Source organism: Roseovarius sp. E0-M6 (genome assembly GCF_037083845.1).
In the GTDB taxonomy this organism is placed as follows: Bacteria; Pseudomonadota; Alphaproteobacteria; order Rhodobacterales; family Rhodobacteraceae; genus Roseovarius.
In genome coordinates this window covers 1-20,363 of the sequence record NZ_JBAPLA010000011.1, presented here as the reverse complement: position 1 = coordinate 20,363, position 20,363 = coordinate 1, and the positions used below count along the sequence as shown (strand labels likewise).

Below are 20,363 nucleotides of genomic sequence, written 5' to 3'. Positions count from 1 at the left end.
AACGCCCGGACGCGGCGGCGATCAGGCCGTCTTCTTCTTGGGGGCGGCTTTCTTCTTTGGTGTGGCCTTTTTCTTGCCTGTCTTGGCGGCCTTTTCATCAATCAGGGCGACGGCCATGTCCATCGTCACCTGATCCGGTTCGGTGTCCTTGGGCAGTGTGGCGTTCACCTTGTCCCACTTGACGTAAGGGCCATAGCGGCCATCCATGATGTTCACCGGCCCGCCATTTTCAGGATGTTCGCCCAGTTCCTTGAGCGGCTTTGCGGCGGCGCGCCGTCCGCGACCCGGGTTGGCCCGTTTTTCGGCCAGAAGTTCGACAGCGCGGTTCATGCCGAGTTCGAACACGTCATTGGGATCCTTGAGATTGGCATAGACGCCTTTCTCATCCTCGGGGCCCTTGTGAAAGACATATGGCCCGAAGCGCCCGAAATTCGTGCTGATCATGCCGCCTTCGGGATGTTCACCCAACTCGCGCGGCAGGCTGAGCAGCGTGAGCGCCTTTTCGAGGTCCATCGCGGCAGGGGTCCAGCCCTTGGGCAGGGAGGCACGGGGCGGTTTCTTGTTCTCTGGGGTTGCTTCGCCGCGTTGCACATAGGGGCCGAAGCGGCCTGACCGCAGGCTGATCTCGTCGCCGTTGTCTTCGCCCAGAATGCGATCCTCGTTCTCGGCGGCCTCGCCCCCGATGGGGCGCGTGTAGCGGCATTCGGGATAGTTGCCGCAGCCCACGAACCCGCCCGAGCGCGATGTCTTGAGGTGGAGCTTGCCTTCGCCGCAAAGCGGGCAGATGCGCGGATCGGTTCCGTCTTCCCGCGGGGGATAGAGGGTGGGCGCGAGCGCCTCGTCAAGCACGTCGAGCACCTCGGAGATGCGGAGTTCGGAGGTTTCGGCGATGGCCGCCGAGAAATCGCGCCAAAAGCGTGCCAGCACATCCTTGTAATCGGCGTTACCGGCGCTGATCACGTCAAGCTCTTCCTCAAGGTTGGCGGTGAATTCATAACCCACATATTTGCGGAAGAAATTCAGCAGGAAGATCGTGACGATGCGGCCTTTATCCTCGGGGAAAAGACGGTTGCCGTCCTTGCGCACATATTCGCGGTCCTGAATCGTGGTCAGAACCGACGCATAGGTCGAGGGGCGACCGATGCCCAGTTCTTCCATCTTCTTGACGAGGGTCGCCTCGGTATAGCGGGGCGGCGGTTGTGTATGGTGCTGAAGCCCGAGCACGGCACCGTTATCCGACAGGAGTGCGCCGCCATTGGCGCGGATGTCCGATTTGGAGCCCTCCGCCGTGGTGGTCGCCGTGTCATCCGGTGCCGCCTTGTCGAACTGTGCCCGAAGCGAACTTGCGCCGAAAGCCGCGCGATCACCTTCAGCGATCTGTGGCAGGCGGTTGTCGTCGTCCTCGGGGCCGGTATCGTCGCGGCCCTCTTCGTAGATGCGCAGAAAGCCGTCGAAAAGCACGACCTGACCGGTGGCGCGCAGGCCGACCTGCCCATCCTGGCTTCCGATTTCGACGGTGGTGCGCTCAAGCCGTGCGCCTTCCATCTGGCAGGCCAGCGTGCGTTTCCAGATCAGGTCATAAAGCTTTTGCTGATCGGCGTCCCGGAGTTTCAGCGCCGCGGCATCGGCGCTCATGTCCGTGGGACGGATGCATTCATGCGCCTCTTGCGCGTTCCTGGCCTTGTTCTTGTAGATGCGAGCCTTGGAGGGGACGTAATCGGCGCCGAAGCGATCCTTGATCGCGCCGCGCGCCGCCTCGACCGCCTCGGGGGCCATGTCGATTCCGTCGGTCCGCATGTAGGTGATGTACCCGGCTTCATAAAGGCGCTGGGCGGTCGACATCGTCTGACGTGCGCCCATGCCGAACTTGCGGCTGGCCTCTTGCTGAAGCGTGGAGGTCATGAAAGGGGCCGACGGGTTGCGCGAGGCGGGTTTCGCCTCGACCGACTGCACGGTGAGGTCGCGGGATGTGACGGCCTGCACCGCGAGTTCGGCCTGTGTGGCGTTCTCAAGATCGTATTTATCGAGCTTCTTGCCCGCGAGGGTGACGAGCCGCGCCTCGAATTCTTGCCCGCGCGGGGTGGAAAGAAGCGCCCGAACAGACCAGTATTCGCGGGGATTGAATGCCTCGATCTCCATCTCGCGTTCGACGATGAGGCGCAGGCAAACCGATTGAACGCGGCCCGCGCTACGCGCGCCGGGGAGTTTGCGCCAGAGCACGGGCGAAAGGTTGAACCCCACGAGATAATCCAGCGCGCGACGGGCGAGATAAGCCTCGACAAGGTCGGTATCGACCTCGCGGGGGTTTTTCATGGCCTCGGTCACGGCGCTCTTGGTGATGGCGTTGAAGACCACGCGGCTCACCGGTGTGTCTTTCTTGATGGCGCGACGCTTGCGCAGGGCCTCTTCGAGGTGCCAGCTGATCGCCTCGCCTTCGCGGTCGGGGTCAGTGGCGAGGATGAGCGCGTTGTCGTCCTTAAGCGCGTCGGCGATGGCCTTGACGTGCTTTTTCGAGTCGTTTCCTACCTCCCAGGTCATGTCGAAACCGGCCTCGGGATCGACCGAACCATCCTTGGGCGGCAGATCGCGGACATGGCCATAGGACGCGAGGACGGTGTAATCGGACCCGAGATATTTGTTGATTGTCTTGGCCTTGGCCGGGGATTCTACGACAACAACTGGCATCAAGGGACCTTTCGACTCGGGGCGTATGGTGTGGCGGCGGAACATGTGGGGTGTCGGGGGGATTTGTCAATGACGCCGATGGCTGCACAGGCTGAACCGCACAGTTTATCCGTGATCCAGGGTCTTGATACGGTCTGATCAGGCGCTGCGCGACAGAAGGCCACCGGCCTGACGGGTGATGTGACCTTCGAGTTCGAGATCGACAAGCACGGGCGCGACATCATGCGCGGTGTTGCCAAGATCGCGGATCAATTGATCTTCGGCCAGCGGCGACGGGCCGAGCCGGTCGAGGATGCGTTGATGCAGAGTGGCGGTGTCGCGCAGTGTCCTGCGATCGGGCGGCGCTGCCGCAGGGGGATCGGGCGGCGCTTCTAGGGGCAGTTCGGCGGGCAATTCGGCCAGCGCCTCGATCACGTCCTCGGCGGAGCGAACGAGACGCGCGCCATCGCGAATCAGCATGTTGCAGCCCGCGGCGCGCGCGTCGAACGGATGGCCCGGCACCGCCAGCACCTCGCGCCCCTGATCGAGAGCGGTGCGTGCTGTAATGATCGACCCGGATTTCGCCGCGGCCTCGACGATGACAACGGCCTTGGCCAGCCCGCTGATGATCCGGTTGCGGCGCGGAAAGTGGCGGGCCTGCGGCACCATGCCCATCGGGCCCTCGGATAGTCGCAGCCCTTGTTTGGCGATATCTTCGCCAAGACGGGTATTCTCGGTCGGGTAGATGTTATCGACGCCCCCGGCCATCACCGCGACCGTTCCGGTGTCGAGCGTTGCAAGATGTGCCGCGGTGTCGATCCCGCGGGCGAGCCCGGAGACGACCATGTGCCCGGCGGCGCCCAGATCGGTCGCCAGCGCGCGGGCCATGCGCAGCCCCAGAGACGAAGCATTGCGCGCGCCCACGATGGCAACGGCGGGCCGCGCAAGAAGAGCCGTGTCGCCAGTGACCCAGAGAAGTGGCGGCGGATCCGGAATCGCGCGCAGAAGATCGGGATATTCAGCGTCGGTCACGGCCAGCAGGCGCGCGCCCTGTTGCTGTCCCGCGCGCAATTCGGCCTTTGCCACGCCATCGGGGCAGACGGAATAGTTGTCGACCCCGGCGGCGCGGGCCACATCCGGCAAGGCGGCGAGCGCATCACCGGCGGTGCCGTGTTCGGACAGAAGCCTGTAGAAGGTCGCGATACCAACGCGGCGAGAGCGCAACAGACGAAGCCATGCCAGCCGGCATTCTTCCGTGGTGGGTGGGAGTGGGGGGTGAGTGGAAGGATGTAGTTCCAAGACCGGCATGACTCCGCCTGATTGCAGGGACATGTTTAGCGCTCGTGTGGTTAATGCCCGGTAAACCGCAATCGGGTGCGTCGCGGGTTTTTCGGGAATTTCTCCTAAGATTTTGATATGTCGTGATAATTGTTTTTGTGTTTGGGAATTGGCCAGTGTCTGTATCGCGTCGGCATCCTGTCGGTATCGCGTCGGTGGCGGATGCAGGGGGTGCTGACGGGGGCCGAGTGTGACCGGGGCGCGCAGGGCTGGCACGGGATGACAAGCGGTGCGCCGGGCGACATGAGTATTTTGGGAAAGATGAAGGTGGGGGCTTGGGTGGCCCGTTTGGTAGGGCTGACCTATCGTTCATCCTGTTGGATGCGATGGGACTCTCAGCCCGGGGCGGACCCACGTCCCTGGAAGCGAAGTTGCGATAGCTGACCTTCGCCGCACGGGTCGCGAATTGGTAAGGTGCGGGGCTTTGCTGTCATTCGAATTAGTCACATTGAAGGCTGCTTCGTATACGAAGCAATCATCTGTAACTATCGATTGCAGAACGCCTTACCCGAACATTTGGCAACCCAACAGATGTCAAAAATGCCCGCATCCATTCTAGACTTGTTCGATTTTTGGGGCCAAGTATTACTTCCTCAATCGCTTCCCTAGCTGGGTCTGCAACTAGGGATGTGATGTAGGGTCGAATCGAGTGTTCATCGGCAAAATACTCGATGTCAGGCAACGCAACCTTATGTCGATGGCGAAGCAAACGCCATTCACATTCCTCATAGAAGTGCGCTGACTTGGTTCCGTAGATCTGGAAATGAAGTGGAGCGAGGGATTTCAATAATCGATCTAGAAGCTCGGATGCGTTATCGTTCGCGCTGGCGAATACCCTTGCTGCTTGCTCACGATCAGCAAGCAGCAACAAGGCACGCTCTTTCGTCATTCCATCTTTGAGACTTGCAAAAACTCCGAACTTTGCAAACTCCGCTCCCACCGCATCTGCAACTGGTTTCAGCGAATTCTGCAAACCTTCTTCACCATACTCTACTTTGACCAGCTCATAAAATTTTGCCCCAAAGTTAACCTCACCAAAGTCCGTCATAAGGACATCGGGCGAGAACCCAATGGCTATTCCCGAACCGTCTCGCCCATAGGACCGCCATTGACTCAAAAGGTCGCTTTTTTCTGAAAGGCAAAAGGCAAATCCTTCGGTTGAGTCAGCGTATCCTTCCACGATCACTGAAGCGACATCCACCAGTTCCGGCGGCAAGTCAGTGTTGCGAAGAAGCTGGGCAAATACTCGACCGAGAACCCGACCTTCAAGTGTATCGTTCGCTGAAGACAGAGCCGAAAGCCTAAACTCTCGTTTCTGGAGTATGGCAAATCCAGTCTGTGTGCTGCAGTAGTGAAACAACAGCCTATCATCTGTCATATATCGCATTCCCTTTTGGAGAAACGCGCGGCACCGTCGTCGTTAAGTATGCCGACAACAAACAAAGTTTCCGATAAATTTTTGACAAAATCAATGACTGCGATGGGCTCGAACCCGAATTTGCCGCATTTGACACGAATTGCCTCTGTCGAGAAATGGACACAACTTTGCAAGCCCCGCTCGCTGCGCGTCGTGGGCGTTAGCGTTAATTGCTGCACCTGGTCACCCCCACCCCCTACGCCGCAGACCCCCCGACCGTCAGTCCGCCGATCATCACCGTGGGCTGACCTACGCCGACGGGCACCCACTGACCGGCCTTGCCGCAGTTTCCAAGACCCGGATCGAGGGCCATGTCGTTGCCCAAGCCTCGGATTTGCTGAAGCGCGGTGGCGCCGTCGCCGATGAGGGTCGCCCCTTTCACCGGCGCGCCGACCTTGCCGTTTTTCACGCGATACGCCTCGGTGCAGGAGAAGACGAATTTGCCGTTTGTGATATCGACCTGCCCGCCGCCAAAGCCGACTGCATAGATGCCGTCCTCGAGATCGGCGAGGATATCGGCGGGGTCGCTATCGCCGCCCATCATGTATGTGTTCGTCATGCGCGGCATCGGGGCATGTGCATGGCTTTCGCGGCGCCCGTTTCCGGTGGGTTCGACCCCCATGAGGCGGGCGTTCTGGCGGTCTTGCATGAACCCGGTGAGAATGCCGTCCTCAATCAGCATATTGCGCCCCGAAGGCGTGCCTTCGTCGTCAATGGTGAGCGATCCGCGGCGGTCGGGGATCGTGCCGTCATCAAGCACGGTCACGCCGGGGGCGGCGATCCGCTTGCCCATGAGACCGGCGAAGGCCGAGCTTCCCTTGCGGTTGAAATCGCCCTCGAGCCCGTGGCCGATCGCCTCGTGTAGCAGGATGCCGGGCCAGCCGGGGCCGAGCACCACGTCCATCACGCCGGCGGGTGCGGCCTCGGCCCGCAGGTTGACGAGGGCGATGCGCAGTGCTTCGCGTGCCTTGTCCTGCCACGAGGCGGGTTCGAGAAGACCATCGAGCCCGACGCGGCCACCGCCGCCCGCAGTGCCGGATTCGCGCCGGCCGTCCTGATCCACGATGACCGAGACCTGAACCCGCGTCATGGGCCGGGTGTCGGCGACAAGCTGTCCGTCGGGGCGCAAGATCACCACCTCTTGCAGTGAGGCGGAGATCGAGGCCGTGACCTGCACCACGCGCGGATCGAGGTCGCGGGCGAAGGCGTCAATCTCGCGCAGGGTCTCGAGCTTGACCGGGAAGGTCGCGCCGGCGATCGGGTCAGTATCTGTATAGAGGTGTTTATTGGTCCGGGCCGGCGCGTCGGCCAGCGTGCCGCCGCCATCGCCCACCGCAAGCCGCGCGGTTTCGACCGCGCGGCCCAGCGCGCCGTCGGAAATATCGGTGGAATGGGCATAGCCCGTCACCTCGCCGCGCACGGCGCGCAGGCCGAACCCTTCGGAGGCGTCATAGCTGGCGTTGCGGACGCGCCCGTCATCGAAGATCAGCGCCTCGGAGCGGCGACGTTCGAGAAAAAGCTCTCCGTCGTCGGCCCCATCGGTGGCATCGCGAAGCCGCCGCAGGGCGGTGTCCTGATCGAGAAGGGTTTCAAAGGGGCGAAAAGCGGTCTGGCTCATGGTTTGTCCTTGCTCGCGGAGGGTGTGTGACGCGCGGTGTTTTTGATCCAGATCAGAAAAAGCGTCGGTTTGCCGCAATGGTCTTTCTTGTCTGCCGGGTCAGAATATGGTTTTACACGAGCCTGAAACAACGGGAATCCGGCGCGACCCGCCGAAAAGCCCCGAAGATACCGTATACGCCACAACCGATCAGGGTGCATTTATGCGAATTTTCTCCAAGATGCTGGCCGCGTTGGCCGCGATGACCGCCATTCCCGCTGCCGCTCAGCAAGTCGGGGAGGATCTTGAAATCATCGGCGCGCCCGAATCCGGTGCCATGGGCTTTCAGCCGGCGGGAACGGAACTGGCCCGCGACCTGCATTGGCTTGACGGGATGCTGCTCGTGATCATCACCGCGATCGTGATCTTCGTCGTGGCGCTGATCGGCGCATGCATCGTGCTCTATAACCGGCGGGCCAACCCGAACCCGGCGAAGTTCACCCACAATTCGCCCGTTGAGATCGCATGGACGATCATTCCGATCATCATCCTTGTCTTTATCGGGGCGTTCTCGCTTCCCGTGCTGTTCAAACAGCAGGAAATCCCGGAAGGCGAGATCAACATCAAGGTCACGGGATACCAGTGGTATTGGGGATATGAATACACCGACCACGATTTCGCGTTCGACAGCTACATGATCGGTCAGCCCGCAACCGGCGGCAACTATGTGCTGGACGACAACGTGGAAGCACAGCTTCAGGAGGCCGGCTATAGCCGTAACGAGTTCCTGCTGGCCACCGATACCGCCGTGGTCGTGCCCGTGGGCAAGACGGTTGTGATGACTGTCACCGGTGCCGACGTGATCCATAGCTGGACCATCCCGGCCTTTGGCGTGAAGCAAGACGCGGTGCCCGGGCGGCTTGCCCAGCTCTGGTTCGAAGCCGAGAAGGAAGGCGTGTATTTCGGTCAGTGTTCCGAGCTTTGCGGCAAGGATCACGCCTATATGCCGATCACCGTTAAAGTGGTGAGCGAGGACGCCTATGAGCAATGGCTGGACGGCGCGATCGAGGAATACGCAGGCACGCCGCGCGACTACAACGTGGCCGCGGTCGAGTGACCAAGACTGGGCGGGCCGGATGTCCGCCCTACCATCGTAAACTAGAAGCGTAAGGTGGGCGCTCTGCCCGCCTCTCAGGGGTTAAGATGACCGACGCGAGTCTAAATGCCAGCGAAACGGGGCTGGGTGAGTATGACGCCGGGTTCGGCGACTATTTCGCCTTGCTCAAGCCGCGTGTCATGTCTCTCGTGGTGTTCACCGCCTTCGTGGGGCTGGTGGCCGCACCCGGCGGCGTGCATCCGGTGGTTGGATTCGCCGCCATCCTGTTCATCGCGGTCGGCGGCGGCGCCTCAGGCGCGCTCAACATGTGGTGGGATGCCGATATCGACCGGGTGATGAAGCGCACCGCCAACCGGCCCATTCCGGCAGGCCGGATCACCGAGAGCGAGGCGTTTGCCTTCGGGATCGCACTGGCAGGGATATCGGTGGTCATGCTTGGCCTTGCCGCGAATCTTGTGGCGGCGGGGCTGCTGGCCTTTACCATCTTCTTTTACGTCGTGGTTTATTCCATGTGGCTCAAGCGTTGGACGCCGCAGAACATCGTGATCGGTGGAGCGGCCGGAGCCTTTCCGCCGATGATCGGCTGGGCCGTGGTGACGGGCGGGATCGCGCCCGAATCGGTTCTGATGTTTCTGCTGATCTTCATGTGGACGCCGCCGCATTTCTGGGCGCTCGCGCTTTTTATGAAATCGGACTACGAAACCGCCGGTGTTCCGATGCTGACCGTCACGCATGGGCGCAAGTCGACGCGAAAGCATATTCTTGTCTACACGGTGCTTCTGACACCGGTCGCCTTGGCGCTGGGGTTCACATCGATCGGCGGGCCGATCTACCTCGTGGTTGCGGTGCTGCTTAACCTCGCGTTCCTGAAGGGGGCGTGGGATATCTGGCGCCGGGACGAGACCATGGCGCAGGCCGACGCTTACCGCACGGAAAAGCGGGTGTTTGCGCTCTCGCTCTTTTATCTTTTCGGTCATTTCCTTGCCATTCTCGCGCAGGCGATGCTGGCGCCTTATGGCTTCGGAGGCTGGTAATCGATGGGTCTTTCGCGCGAGCACGACATGCATAAACGCCGGTTCGGGCGGAACCTTGGCCTTGGCCTCGTGCTGGTCGGATTTGTCGCACTGATTTTCGGACTGACAATTGCCAAGGTAGGTCAGGAGAATTTCGAGATTCCGAATTCCGAAAAGATCGGGAGCGATGAATAATGGCCATGGATCCGAAGACCAAAACAGTCACGCGCCTTGTGGGTGTCGTTGCCCTTATGGGAGGGCTCGCCTGGGCATCGGTGCCTTTCTATGACTGGTTCTGCCGGGTGACGGGGTTTGGCGGTGTCACCAATACCGCCGATGCCGGATCGGACGAAATCCTTGACCAGACGATCAAGGTGAGGTTCGACGCGAGCAAGGCGCGGGGCATGCCCTGGGAGTTCAAACCGGTGGCGCGTGAGATCGAGCTGCGCATCGGTGAAAACGGGCTGGCCTTCTATGAGGCCTATAACCCCACAGACCGGCCCATCGCGGGACAAGCGAGTTATAACGTGACGCCTTACGAGGCTGGCAATTTCTTCGTCAAGGTCGACTGTTTCTGTTTCACCGAACAGGTGCTTGAGCCCGGAGAGCGTGTTCAGATGCCGGTGAGCTTTTATGTGGACCCCGAGATCGTGACGGACCGGGACGCGAAATACGCGCATACGATCACGCTGTCCTATACTTTCTATGAGATCGACCTGCCCGAGGCCCAGGCGGCCCTTGTGCAGACGGACAAAAACGATAAAAACGTGAACTGAGCCTTCATGCGAGGGATAGCTAAATGGCACATGAAAAAAATCACGACTACCACATTCTGAACCCCTCGGTCTGGCCTTTCCTGGGCGCGGTCGCGGGTTTCGTCATGCTTTTCGGGGCGGTTCTGTGGTTCCACGATAACGGCCCCTGGATGTTCCTCGTGGGATTTGTGGGCGTTCTTTATGTCATGTTCGGATGGTGGTCCGATGTTGTCGAAGAAAGCCGAGTGGGCGACCATACCCCGGTTGTCCGGATCGGTCTGCGCTATGGCTTCATCATGTTCATCATGTCCGAGGTCATGTTCTTTGCGGCATGGTTCTGGAGCTTTTTCAAGCACGCGCTCTATCCCATGGGTGACCAAAGCCCTGGCATTGATGGCGTCTGGCCCCCCGTCGGGATCGAGACTTTCGACCCCTGGCATTTGCCGCTGATCAACACGCTGATCCTTTTGTGCTCGGGTGCGGCGGCGACGTGGGCGCACCATGCGCTTGTTCATGAGAACAACCGCGAAGACATGAAATGGGGCCTGATCATCGCGATCGCGCTGGGCGCCCTGTTCACCGCGTTCCAGATCTATGAATATAGCCATGCGGCCTTCGGCTTCAGCGGCAATATCTATGGCGCCAACTTCTTTATGGCGACGGGCTTTCACGGGGCGCATGTGGTTATCGGCACGATCTTCCTTTTCGTATGCCTGATGCGGCTTTATCGTGGTCACTTCTCGCCCGAGAAGCATGTGGGCTTTGAGGCGGCGGCGTGGTACTGGCACTTCGTCGATGTGGTCTGGCTCTTCCTTTTCGCCGCGATCTACATCTGGGGCGGCTGATTTTTCGCACGAAAAATCTTGGCCACTTCTTCCGGCGGTGCGCCGGGGATATTTAAAGCAAGAAGAAAGTGCGGGGGAGGGCCTCCGCATTTTCCGTTTGAGGATCGGGTATGCGGCGAAATGTGATCGTTCCTTTGCTGTTCGGCATCATCGGGGTGGCCATTCTGGTGAGCCTCGGGGTCTGGCAGGTTCAGCGGCTTCAATGGAAGAACCGTATTCTGTCCGATATCGAGACGCGCATCGCCGCCGAGCCCGTGACCCTTCCAGACGCGCCCGACCCCGAAAGTGATAAATACTTGCCTGTGGTGGTTGAGGGCGATTTCACCGGTGAGGGCATTCGTGTTCTGGTGAGCCTCAAGCAAGTGGGCGCGGGGTATCGTTACATTTCGGTGATGGAGACGGAGACCGGTCGTATTCTTGTCGACCGGGGATTTGCGCGAACGGATGCCGAGGGCGGCCCGGAGGCGTCGCGCGATGTGCGTATCACGGGCAATCTTCACTGGCCTGATGAGGTGGATGGATATACCCCCGAACCCGATCTTGAGGCTGGCATCTGGTTCGCGCGGGATGTGCCGCGCATGGCCGCGCATCTGGAGACGCGGCCGGTTCTGGTGATTGCGAGCAAGACGTCGGAAACAGACCCGTTCGCGACGCCGCTGAGGCTGGACAGTGCGGGCATTCCGAACGATCACTTGGAATATGCGATCACTTGGTTTTCGCTGGCCGCGATTTGGGCCGGGATGACCGGATTTTTCCTGTGGCGCACGAGGCGTCCGGCAGAGGGTAAGAAAACGTGAGATATATCTCGACGAGGGGGCAAGCCCCGGCCTTGAATTTCGAGGAAGCGATGCTGACCGGGCTCGCGCGTGATGGCGGGCTCTACCTCCCCGAGACGATCTCGCATCTGAGCGCCGCGGAGATCGTGGAGTTCGAAGGCCTGCCCTATGAGGAGGTCGCCTTTCGGGTGATGCGGCCCTTTGTCGGCGACACATTCACCGACGAGGAATTTCGCGGCATTATTGCGCGCACCTATGAAGGGTTCGCCGTGTCTGCGCGTGCGCCGCTCAAGCAGCTTGCGCCGGGTCATTTCCTGCTTGAGCTGTTCCATGGTCCGACCCTCGCGTTCAAGGATTTCGCGATGCAGCTTATCGGGCAGATGTTCGAGTTTTCGCTCAAGCGATCGGGAAAGCGGGTCTGTATCGTTGGGGCCACGAGTGGCGACACGGGCAGCGCCGCCATCGAAGCCTTTCGCGGGCTTGAGGCGGTGGATGTGTTCATCCTCTATCCGCATGGCCGCGTATCGGAAGTGCAGCGGCGCCAGATGTCCACGCCGGAGGAGGCGAATGTTCACGCGCTGGCCGTTGACGGACATTTCGACGATTGTCAGGCGCTCGTGAAGGATATGTTCAACGATTTCGAGTTCCGCGATGCGGTCAGTCTTGCCGGTGTGAATTCGATCAACTGGGCGCGGGTTCTGGCGCAGGTGGTTTATTACTTCACTTCGGCCGTGAGCCTTGGCGCGCCTCACCGCAAAGTGAGCTTTACCGTCCCGACGGGCAATTTCGGTGACATTTTCGCGGGCTATATCGCGCGGACCATGGGCCTTCCCATCGAGCGGCTGGTGGTGGCGACGAACCAGAACGACATTCTGCACCGCTGTCTGAGCAGCGGGGAATATCGCCCAGACGGTGTGATCCCGTCGATCAGCCCGTCGATGGATATTCAGGTGAGTTCCAATTTCGAGCGTGCCCTGTTCGAGGCCTATGGCCGGGATGGCAAGGCCGTGGCGCAGTTGATGGACGAGCTCAAGGCGGGCGTGTTCACCGTCAGTCAGGGCGCGCGCGAGGCCCTTTCGGAGGTCTATGACAGTGCGCGTGTGGACGAGGACGAAACACGCGGTGAAATCGCCCGTCAGATGCGCGATGCCGCCGAGCTTTTGTGCCCGCATACGGCGATCGGCACGAAGGTGGCCGATACACAGCGCGTGCCGGGAACCCCGATGATCACGCTTGCCACCGCGCATCCCGCGAAATTCCCCGATGCCGTGGAAGAGGCCACAGGCCTTCGCCCCCCCTTGCCACCGCATATGGCGGACCTGTATGAGCGGTCAGAGCGGATCACGCGGGTCGGCAACGACCTTGCCGAGATCGAAAACCTCATCAAGAAGCGGACCGGGAATTGAACGTCAGACTGACCGAACTGCCGAATGGCTTTCGTATCGCGAGTGAGAAGATGCCGGGCCTGCAATCGGCGGCCATCGGCATCTGGGTGCTGGCCGGCGCGCGTCATGAACGCTCCGAGCAGAACGGCATCGCGCATTTTCTCGAACATATGGCCTTCAAGGGCACCAAGCGGCGCAGCGCGCTGGCCATTGCCGAGGCGATCGAGGATGTGGGGGGCTATATCAACGCCTACACCACGCGCGAGGTGACAGCCTATTATGCGCGGGTGCTTGAGAAGGACGTGCCGCTCGCGCTGGACGTGGTTGCGGATATCCTGCGCAACCCTGTCTTTGACGCCAATGAGATCGAGGTCGAGCGCGGAGTGATCCTTCAGGAGATCGGGCAGGCTCTTGATACGCCGGACGATGTGATCTTTGACTGGTTGCAGGAGAAGGCCTATCCCGATCACCCGTTGGGCCGCACCATTCTTGGGGCCGAGGAGCGGGTGCGCGCCTTCGACCGGCCAGATCTTGAGCGGTTCGTGGACGAGCAGTATCAGCCGCAGCAGATGATCCTTGCGGCGGCCGGGGCCGTGGATCACGACGCGCTTGTCAAGCAGGCCGAAGCGACGTTCTCGGATATGTCTCGGGGCGAGGGCAGTGTGCTCATGCCTGCGCGGTTCGAAGGCGGTGAGAGCCGGGTGGTCAAACCGCTTGAACAGGCGCATTTCGCGCTGGCGATCGAGGGGCCAGACTATCGCGATCCGCGGATTCACACTGCACAGATTTATGCCAACGCGTTGGGCGGGAGCATGTCGTCGCGCCTGTTTCAGGAGATGCGCGAACGGCGCGGGCTTTGCTATACCATTTTCGCGCAGGCCGGCGCCTATTCGGATACCGGCATGACGACGATCTATGCAGGCACCGCCGCGGATCAGCTGGCCGGGCTTGCCGAGATTACCGTGGATGAACTCAAGCGCGCCGCAGACGACATGCGCCCCGACGAGATAGAGCGAGCCCGCGCGCAGATGAAGGCGGGCCTTCTGATGGGGCTGGAAAGCCCGTCGAACCGTGCAGAGCGGATGGCGCGGATGTTGCAGATTTGGGGCCGGGTGCCCGATCTGGAAGAGGTGATCACGCGAATCGACGCCGTCACGCTGGGCGATGTGCGCGACTTCGCAGCGGAGACTGCCGCGACCGCCCCTGCCGCCTTGGCGCTTTACGGTCCTGTTGAGGATGCGCCAAGCCTGGAGGAGTTGCAGGAAAGGCGCGCTGCGTAATGCTGCTTCCTCGGCGCAAAGTGCGGATCGAGACCGAACGTCTCACCCTGCGCCAACCCATGATGACCGACCACCGCATGTGGGCTGGATTGCGCCGGGACAGCGCCGATTTCCTGTGTCGATGGGAGCCCGCATGGGCGCGCGATCACCTTACCCGCAAGTCGTTCACCAGCCGGGTCTACTGGGCGCAGCGATCAATCGGCAACGGGTCGGCCCTGCCGCTTTTCCTTGTCCGGCGTGAAGACGAGACCCTTCTTGGGGCGATCACGCTGGACAATATCCGGCGCGGCCCGGCGCAGGCGGGAACGCTGGGATACTGGATCGGGCAGAGCCATGCGCGGCAGGGCTACATGCGCGAAGCGATCGATGCCGTGGTGCATTACGCGTATAACCGGCTTGACCTCAGCCGGATCGAGGCGGCCTGTTTGCCGGAGAACACCGCCTCGCGGCGGCTTTTGGAGAAATGCGGTTTCAAATATGAGGGCGTCGCGCAAAGTTATCTTCAGATTGATGGTCGCTGGCGGACGCATGTGCTTTATGCCGCGTTGCGCATGGATCGGCGCGGGCGCACCTACGCCGGCTGAGCCGAGGCGGCCCGCATGTCGGCGGGCCGTGCCGCAGCCCCCGCGCAGGTCAGGGCACGTTGTCGATGCCAGAGCCGCCCCATGGGTGGCACCGTGCGATCCGGCGCAGGGTAAGCCAGCCACCGCGCAGCCCGCCATGTTTTCGCAGTGCCTCAAGGGCATAGGCGCTACATGTCGGATGAAACCGGCAGCCATGTCCGACCCAGGGCGAGAAAACCAGTCTGTAACCCCGGATCGGTAGAGCCAAGAGATGGGCCAGCGGGGTCATCGCGTATGCAGCTTTCGAAGGGCGTGTTCAAGATCGCTCTTGAGTGCCTGGAAGGGGCGGGTGGCGGTCGCCTCGGCGCGTCCGATCAGAACGTAATCCCAGCCGGGCCGACCCGAGACCGGCAGCACGGCGCGCGCCGCCTCTCGGAGCCGCCGCTTGGCGCGATTGCGGGCAACGGCATTGCCGACCTTCTTGGAGCAGGTAAAGCCCACACGGATCGTGGCGGAGGTGTCGCGGCGATTGCGGGCCTGGACCATCATCGAGGAAGTCCCATGCCGCAGGCCGCGTGCGGCGGCGAGAAAATCGCGGCGCGTTTTCAAGGTTTCCAGACACGACAAAACCGCCGGGTGGCTGTTCCCCGTATGCGTTGCGGGGGCCTCCGGCGGTGTCATGTCTGTCTAACCTGTGACGCGGCTCAGGCTCAGGCGCTGAGCGACTTACGACCACGCGCACGGCGCGAGTTCAGGATCTTGCGGCCGGCCTTGGTGGCCATGCGCGCACGGAATCCGTGACGGCGCTTGCGAACGAGGTTCGATGGTTGAAAGGTGCGTTTCATCGCTCCGTCTCCGATTGTCGTGGCGGACCCGGCGGGAATCGCGGATCACAGCCCATGTAACTCGAAGCCCGGTCTATAGAGGGCGCGCGCTGGCAAGTCAAACCCCGACAAGGCAGGAAATGCAACAAATACCCGACGTTCAACACAGGGGGATGTTACAAGCACCGCAACATTGACCCTATATCCGCCTCCGCGACATCACCCCGGATCAAGCGCTCGTGATCCGGCTATGATTATGGCGGGGCTCCGCGCATGTTGGCAGCGAAACGAAACAAGCGAGGCCCAAGAACAAGATGGATGACGCCCCCCGAAAATCCCGGCACGGCATTTTGCGCCATGCGCCGCTGACCGCGATCATTGTGGCCGCGATCGTTGGATATTTTACACTCGGTGATTACCTGACTTTTGACACCCTGCGCGACAATCGTGAGGCGCTTCTGAGCTATCGGAACGAGCATTTTCTACTGTTGGCGCTGGCCTTTATCCTGATCTACTTCATGATCGTGGCGTTTTCGCTCCCGGGGGCGGCGGTGGCGTCGGTCACGGGCGGGTTTCTTTTTGATCTGGTGATCGGCACGACATTCAACGTGCTGGCCGCGTCGCTGGGGGCGTTCGCGATCTTCTGGGCGGCGCGTGCGGGTCTGGGCAAGACCCTTGCGGCGAAGATGGAGGCGAATGAAGGAACCATCAAGAAGATCAAGCAAGGCCTGCATGAAAACGAGATCAGCGTGCTGTTTCTTCTGCGCCTCGTGCCTGCGGTGCCGTTTTTCGTGGCCAACCTGCTGCCCGCGCTTGTGGGGGTGAAATTCCGTAATTTCGCGATCACGACGGTTTTCGGCATTATCCCGGGGGCCATCGTGTTCACATGGATCGGCGTCGGGTTGGGCGAGGTGTTTGACCGGGGCGAGAGCCCGGACCTCAGCCTTCTGTGGGAACCGCAGATCATCGGCCCGCTTCTGGGTCTCAGCGTGCTCGCGGCGCTGCCTATTATCATAAGGGCCGTTCGTGGCCGCAAGGAGATTTGAAACATGGCCAACCTGAAAACTGACCTTTTGGTCATTGGCGCGGGGTCCGGCGGGCTTTCGGTCGCGGCGGGCGCGGTGCAGATGGGGGCTGACGTGATCCTTCTGGAGGGCGGAGAGATGGGCGGCGACTGCCTGAACTATGGCTGCGTCCCTTCGAAAGCGCTTATCGCGAGTGGAAAGGCGGCGCATGCGCAGACCACCGCCGCGAAATTCGGGGTGGCGAATGTGGACCCCAAGGCGGATTATGCCGCGGCCAAGGATCATGTTGCCGATGTCATCGCGCAGATCGCCCCGGTGGACAGCCAAGAGCGGTTCGAGGATTTGGGTGTGAAGGTGATCCGTGCCTATGGGGAATTCATCTCGGCCACCGAAGTGCGGGCGGGCGAGGATGTGATCACTGCGCGACGTATCGTCATCGCAACGGGGTCTTCGCCGTTCGTGCCGCCTGTGCCCGGCCTTGATACGGTGCCGTTCGAGACCAACGAGTCGCTCTTTGAGCTGAGGGATAAACCCGGTCACCTGCTGATCGTGGGGGGCGGCCCCATCGGCATGGAAATGGCTCAGGCGCATCGGCGGCTTGGCTGTGAGGTGACGGTGATCGAAGGCGCCAAGGCGCTCGGTAAGGATGACCCCGAACTTGCGGCCATCGTTCTTGAGCATCTGCGTGACGAAGGGATCGAGATCGCCGAAGACGCCATGGCCAAGGAAGTGCGCGGCACGGCAGGTGCAATCGAAATCGACACCGAGGACGGTCGCGTTTTCAAGGGCACGCATCTTCTCATGGCGGTTGGACGCAAGCCGAATACCGAACGGTTGAACCTTGACGCCGCGGGGATCGAGACGACACGCGGCGGGATCAAGGTTGACGCGGGGCTGAGAACGACGAACCGCAGTGTTTATGCCATTGGCGACGTGGCGGGCGGCCTGCAATTCACCCATGTGGCAGGCTATCACGCGGGTCTTGTGATCCGGTCGGCCCTGTTCGGGCTTCCGGCCAAGCAAAGCACCGATCATATCCCGTGGGCCACCTACACGCAGCCCGAGCTTGCGCAGGTGGGCCTGACCGAGGCCGAAGCCCGGAAGGCGCATGGTGACAAGCTCGAGGTGGCGCGCTTTGACTACAGCCACAATGACCGTGCCATCGCCGAGCGCAAGACGACCGGCCTGATCAAGGTGATGGTGGTCAAGGGCCGTCCCGTCGGCGCGTCGATCGCGGGCTATCAGGCGGGTGAATTGATCAACCTCTGGGCATTGGTCATCGCGAACCGGCTCAAGATGAAGCACGTGGCCAACATGGTTGCGCCATACCCGACCATCGGCGAAATCAACAAGCGGGCGGCGGGGGCATATTTTTCTCCAAAACTCTTTGAAAATTCCATGGTAAAGCGCATCGTGGGACTTGTTCAGAGATGGCTGCCTTAGAGGCGTCGGGGGACACGAATGCTCAATTCACTTTCGGGGCGGTTCTTGATCCTTACAGCCATCTTCGTGATGCTGGCCGAGGTTCTGATTTTCGTGCCTTCCGTGGCACGCTATCGCGAGGACTTTCTTCTGTCGCGGCTGGAGCGGTCTCAGATCGCGTCTCTGGCGCTATTGGCCGGGGAAGAGATCAGCCCGGACCTTGAGGAAGAGTTGCTGGCCAATGCGGGGGTTTTCAACATCGTGCTCAGGCGCGACGAGGCACGACAACTCATGCTGGATTCGCCCATGCCGGAGCCCATTTCACGAACATACGACTTGCGCGATACCACGGCGCTCGGGTTGATCCGGGACGCGATCAATCGCCTGATGACGCCCGAGCCCGAGGTGATACGTGTGATGGGAGAGCCATTGCGCATGGGCGGCCTTCTGATCGAGATCACCATGGACACCGCCGAACTGCGAAGCGCGATGATCGACTACGGGCTGCGAATCCTCGTCCTTTCGGCGGTCATCTCGATCATCACCGCGGTCATGCTTTTCGTCGCGGTGCGCATTTTCCTCGTGAAGCCGATCAAGCGCGTGGTCGGCAATATGAAGACCTACGCCGAATCCCCCGAGGACGCCCGCGGGTTCATCATGCCATCGGCGGGGGTGATCGAGCTGCGCGAGGCCGAGGAGACGTTGCAGGTTCTGCAAACGCAGCTCACCCATGCGCTGCGGCAGAAAGAGCGGCTTGCGCAGCTTGGCGGTGCTGTCGCGAAGGTGAGCCACGACCTGCGCAACATTCTCACGTCGGCCCAGCTTTTTACCGACCGGATCGAGATGAGCGAGGATCCTGCGGTGCGGCGTCTGGCACCCAAGCTTGTGGGGTCGATCAAGCGCGCTGTGCATCTATGCGAATCGACGCTTGCTTTCGGCAAGGCCGAAGAACCGTCGCCCACGCTCGCCATCGTGCCGCTGGCCGAAATCGTCGAGGATGTGCTGGCCAGCGAGCGGTTGGCGGTAGGCGAAGAAAGCGGGATCGCCTTCCACGACGATGTGCCCGAGGGCATGACCATCCGTGCCGATGCCGAACAGCTTTATCGCGTGATTGCGAACCTTGTGCGCAATGCCCGGCAGGCCATATCGGCGAGTGGCGGGCAGGGCGATATCTGGCTGACTGCCGAGGAGGATGACAAGGCGTGGTATCTGCGGGTGCGCGACACCGGGCCGGGCCTTCCCGAAAAGGCGCGCGATCATCTGTTCACGCCGTTTCAGGGCGGCGCCCGCAAAGGGGGGACGGGCCTTGGCCTCTCGATTTCGGCGGATCTCGTGCGCGGGCATGGCGGAAACCTTGCCCTGAGTGACACCGGCGACGATGGCACCACCTTTCTCATCACTCTGCCGAAAGGCTCGTTTGGAACGCTGTGAGGGTCGAAGCAGAAAACTTGATCCGATCCCCTTGCATTGCCCGCCGACTGGCGATAGATGCCTGCCTGACGGACCGATAGCTCAGCTGGATAGAGTACCTGACTACGAATCAGGGGGTCGGGGGTTCGAATCCTCCTCGGTCCGCCACCGCGAAAAAACGCTAAGTAAAATCAATTACTTGTGACTGTTTTTGACGACTTATTCCGGTGAGTTGTCAACTTTTGTTCCCAGAATGATCCTCCGGGTATCCGCGCTTTTGCTGTAGGCGCGTGCCTGAGCGGTGGTATCGTGTTGTCGAATCCGTGATCAATTCGGCGCTTGAGTTCTTGATAGATAAATGTCGCCAGTATGGTCTTGAGGTGCCGGACAAGTAACAGCGCTCACCTTCCCCTTTGCTTCCGTTGCCGCTGCCAAGCGCCTTTCTTACACTTCGTGCTGCAGTACTGCGCTGTAACCTTCTTCTCCACCGAGATAGGCGCCGCGCACAGCTTACAGGTTCGGCCTATCTTGGCCGCGTCTCTGCTGCGCCGTTGGCTGACAAGGTTGGCGCATCGCCATGAGCAATATATAGCGATCACCTTTTCCTCAACGGCAACGGGATCGCCACACAGCGGACATGCCGGCCGGTGCTTCTTAGCTTGGAGCTGAGCCGCTTTGTCCAGAGCCTGCGTCGACGCGTTGCAGCACCGATCGGAACAGTTTCACAGAGAGGGCTGTAGACCGATTGATACGTGATTTCCCACGGCTCCCATTTTCAGATCCGAATTGGAAGTCTGTTCTCAGCCCTAAAGCATCCGACTTTTAACCTGAGACATATCTGGCAGCCTTGAAGTAATTCCAGCACTCGTCCGGGGAGAAGAGGTCGCATATTTCCGCGAGAGCGCTGAACATGTCGGTAAATGTTCTCGCCC

The 20,363-nt window shown here is 61.0% G+C and carries 19 protein-coding genes and 1 tRNA gene; 13 read left to right on the top strand and 7 right to left on the bottom strand.

The window, feature by feature from the left end:
- Positions 1 to 21: 21 nt before the first annotated feature.
- From topA to tldD, 4 genes are all read right to left on the bottom strand, one after another.
- Positions 22 to 2,685 (bottom strand): type I DNA topoisomerase, encoded by a 2,664-nt coding sequence (gene topA, locus V8359_RS18615; protein ID WP_336430622.1) that lies wholly within the window; start codon positions 2,683 to 2,685, stop codon positions 22 to 24.
- 138 nt (positions 2,686 to 2,823) lie between these two features.
- Entirely contained in the window at positions 2,824 to 3,996 is a 1,173-nt protein-coding gene (dprA, locus tag V8359_RS18610; protein WP_442970407.1) for a DNA-processing protein DprA, read from the bottom strand.
- Positions 3,997 to 4,477: 481 nt separating this feature from the next.
- On the bottom strand, positions 4,478 to 5,380 hold the full coding sequence (locus tag V8359_RS18605) for a DUF2971 domain-containing protein (protein ID WP_336430620.1): 903 nt from the start codon (positions 5,378 to 5,380) through the stop codon (positions 4,478 to 4,480).
- Positions 5,381 to 5,615: 235 nt separating this feature from the next.
- Entirely contained in the window at positions 5,616 to 7,037 is a 1,422-nt protein-coding gene (gene tldD, locus V8359_RS18600) for a metalloprotease TldD (RefSeq protein ID WP_336430618.1), read from the bottom strand.
- Positions 7,038 to 7,239: 202 nt separating this feature from the next.
- Between tldD and coxB the strand changes: the two genes are divergently transcribed.
- The 9 genes from coxB (at position 7,240) to V8359_RS18555 (ending at position 14,771) form a co-directional block, all read left to right on the top strand.
- Positions 7,240 to 8,133, top strand: a complete 894-nt coding sequence (gene coxB, locus V8359_RS18595) for a cytochrome c oxidase subunit II (protein ID WP_336430617.1) — start codon at positions 7,240 to 7,242, stop codon at positions 8,131 to 8,133.
- Positions 8,134 to 8,219: 86 nt separating this feature from the next.
- Complete coding sequence (gene cyoE, locus V8359_RS18590; protein WP_336430616.1) at positions 8,220 to 9,167, top strand: heme o synthase; 948 nt, start codon at positions 8,220 to 8,222, stop codon at positions 9,165 to 9,167.
- Between the two features lie 27 nt (positions 9,168 to 9,194).
- The gene (locus V8359_RS18585) at positions 9,195 to 9,341 is read left to right on the top strand and encodes a hypothetical protein (RefSeq protein ID WP_336430615.1); all 147 of its coding nucleotides are present in this window, start codon (positions 9,195 to 9,197) and stop codon (positions 9,339 to 9,341) included.
- A complete protein-coding gene (locus tag V8359_RS18580) occupies positions 9,341 to 9,922 on the top strand; it encodes a cytochrome c oxidase assembly protein (protein ID WP_336430614.1) in 582 nt (193 codons plus the stop codon). The genes V8359_RS18585 and V8359_RS18580 overlap by 1 nt, the downstream gene beginning before the upstream one ends.
- Before the next feature lie 23 nt (positions 9,923 to 9,945).
- Positions 9,946 to 10,746, top strand: coding sequence for a cytochrome c oxidase subunit 3 (locus tag V8359_RS18575; RefSeq protein WP_336430613.1), 801 nt, complete (start codon positions 9,946 to 9,948; stop codon positions 10,744 to 10,746).
- 110 nt (positions 10,747 to 10,856) lie between these two features.
- A complete protein-coding gene (locus V8359_RS18570; protein WP_336430612.1) occupies positions 10,857 to 11,543 on the top strand; it encodes an SURF1 family protein in 687 nt (228 codons plus the stop codon).
- Positions 11,540 to 12,928, top strand: coding sequence for a threonine synthase (gene thrC / locus V8359_RS18565; protein WP_336430611.1), 1,389 nt, complete (start codon positions 11,540 to 11,542; stop codon positions 12,926 to 12,928). Before V8359_RS18570 ends, thrC begins: the two co-directional genes overlap by 4 nt.
- The gene (locus tag V8359_RS18560; protein WP_336430610.1) at positions 12,925 to 14,187 is read left to right on the top strand and encodes a M16 family metallopeptidase; all 1,263 of its coding nucleotides are present in this window, start codon (positions 12,925 to 12,927) and stop codon (positions 14,185 to 14,187) included. Before thrC ends, V8359_RS18560 begins: the two co-directional genes overlap by 4 nt.
- A complete protein-coding gene (locus V8359_RS18555) occupies positions 14,187 to 14,771 on the top strand; it encodes a GNAT family N-acetyltransferase (RefSeq protein WP_336430609.1) in 585 nt (194 codons plus the stop codon). Before V8359_RS18560 ends, V8359_RS18555 begins: the two co-directional genes overlap by 1 nt.
- Before the next feature lie 49 nt (positions 14,772 to 14,820).
- On the opposite strand, the gene yidD is transcribed toward V8359_RS18555, so the two are convergent.
- Genes yidD through rpmH form a run of 3 tightly spaced genes read right to left on the bottom strand, consistent with a single transcriptional unit; the run spans position 14,821 to position 15,595 of the window.
- Positions 14,821 to 15,039 carry a membrane protein insertion efficiency factor YidD gene (yidD, locus tag V8359_RS18550; RefSeq protein WP_336430608.1) on the bottom strand — a complete coding sequence of 73 codons (219 nt, stop codon included), beginning with the start codon at positions 15,037 to 15,039 and terminating at the stop codon, positions 14,821 to 14,823.
- The gene (rnpA, locus tag V8359_RS18545) at positions 15,036 to 15,431 is read right to left on the bottom strand and encodes a ribonuclease P protein component (RefSeq protein WP_336430607.1); all 396 of its coding nucleotides are present in this window, start codon (positions 15,429 to 15,431) and stop codon (positions 15,036 to 15,038) included. Before rnpA ends, yidD begins: the two co-directional genes overlap by 4 nt.
- Before the next feature lie 29 nt (positions 15,432 to 15,460).
- Entirely contained in the window at positions 15,461 to 15,595 is a 135-nt protein-coding gene (gene rpmH / locus V8359_RS18540) for a 50S ribosomal protein L34 (RefSeq protein ID WP_092371094.1), read from the bottom strand.
- Between the two features lie 293 nt (positions 15,596 to 15,888).
- Here rpmH and V8359_RS18535 point away from each other — a divergent pair, with 293 nt between their 5' ends.
- From V8359_RS18535 to V8359_RS18520, 4 genes are all read left to right on the top strand, one after another.
- Complete coding sequence (locus tag V8359_RS18535) at positions 15,889 to 16,620, top strand: TVP38/TMEM64 family protein (protein ID WP_336430606.1); 732 nt, start codon at positions 15,889 to 15,891, stop codon at positions 16,618 to 16,620.
- 3 nt (positions 16,621 to 16,623) lie between these two features.
- Positions 16,624 to 18,042: a dihydrolipoyl dehydrogenase family protein gene (locus tag V8359_RS18530; protein WP_336430604.1), complete on the top strand. Its 1,419-nt coding sequence runs from the start codon at positions 16,624 to 16,626 to the stop codon at positions 18,040 to 18,042.
- A gap of 18 nt (positions 18,043 to 18,060) precedes the next feature.
- Positions 18,061 to 19,452 (top strand): sensor histidine kinase, encoded by a 1,392-nt coding sequence (locus tag V8359_RS18525; protein WP_336430603.1) that lies wholly within the window; start codon positions 18,061 to 18,063, stop codon positions 19,450 to 19,452.
- Between the two features lie 70 nt (positions 19,453 to 19,522).
- Positions 19,523 to 19,599, top strand: a tRNA-Arg gene (locus V8359_RS18520).
- The last annotated feature ends 764 nt before the right edge of the window (positions 19,600 to 20,363 follow it).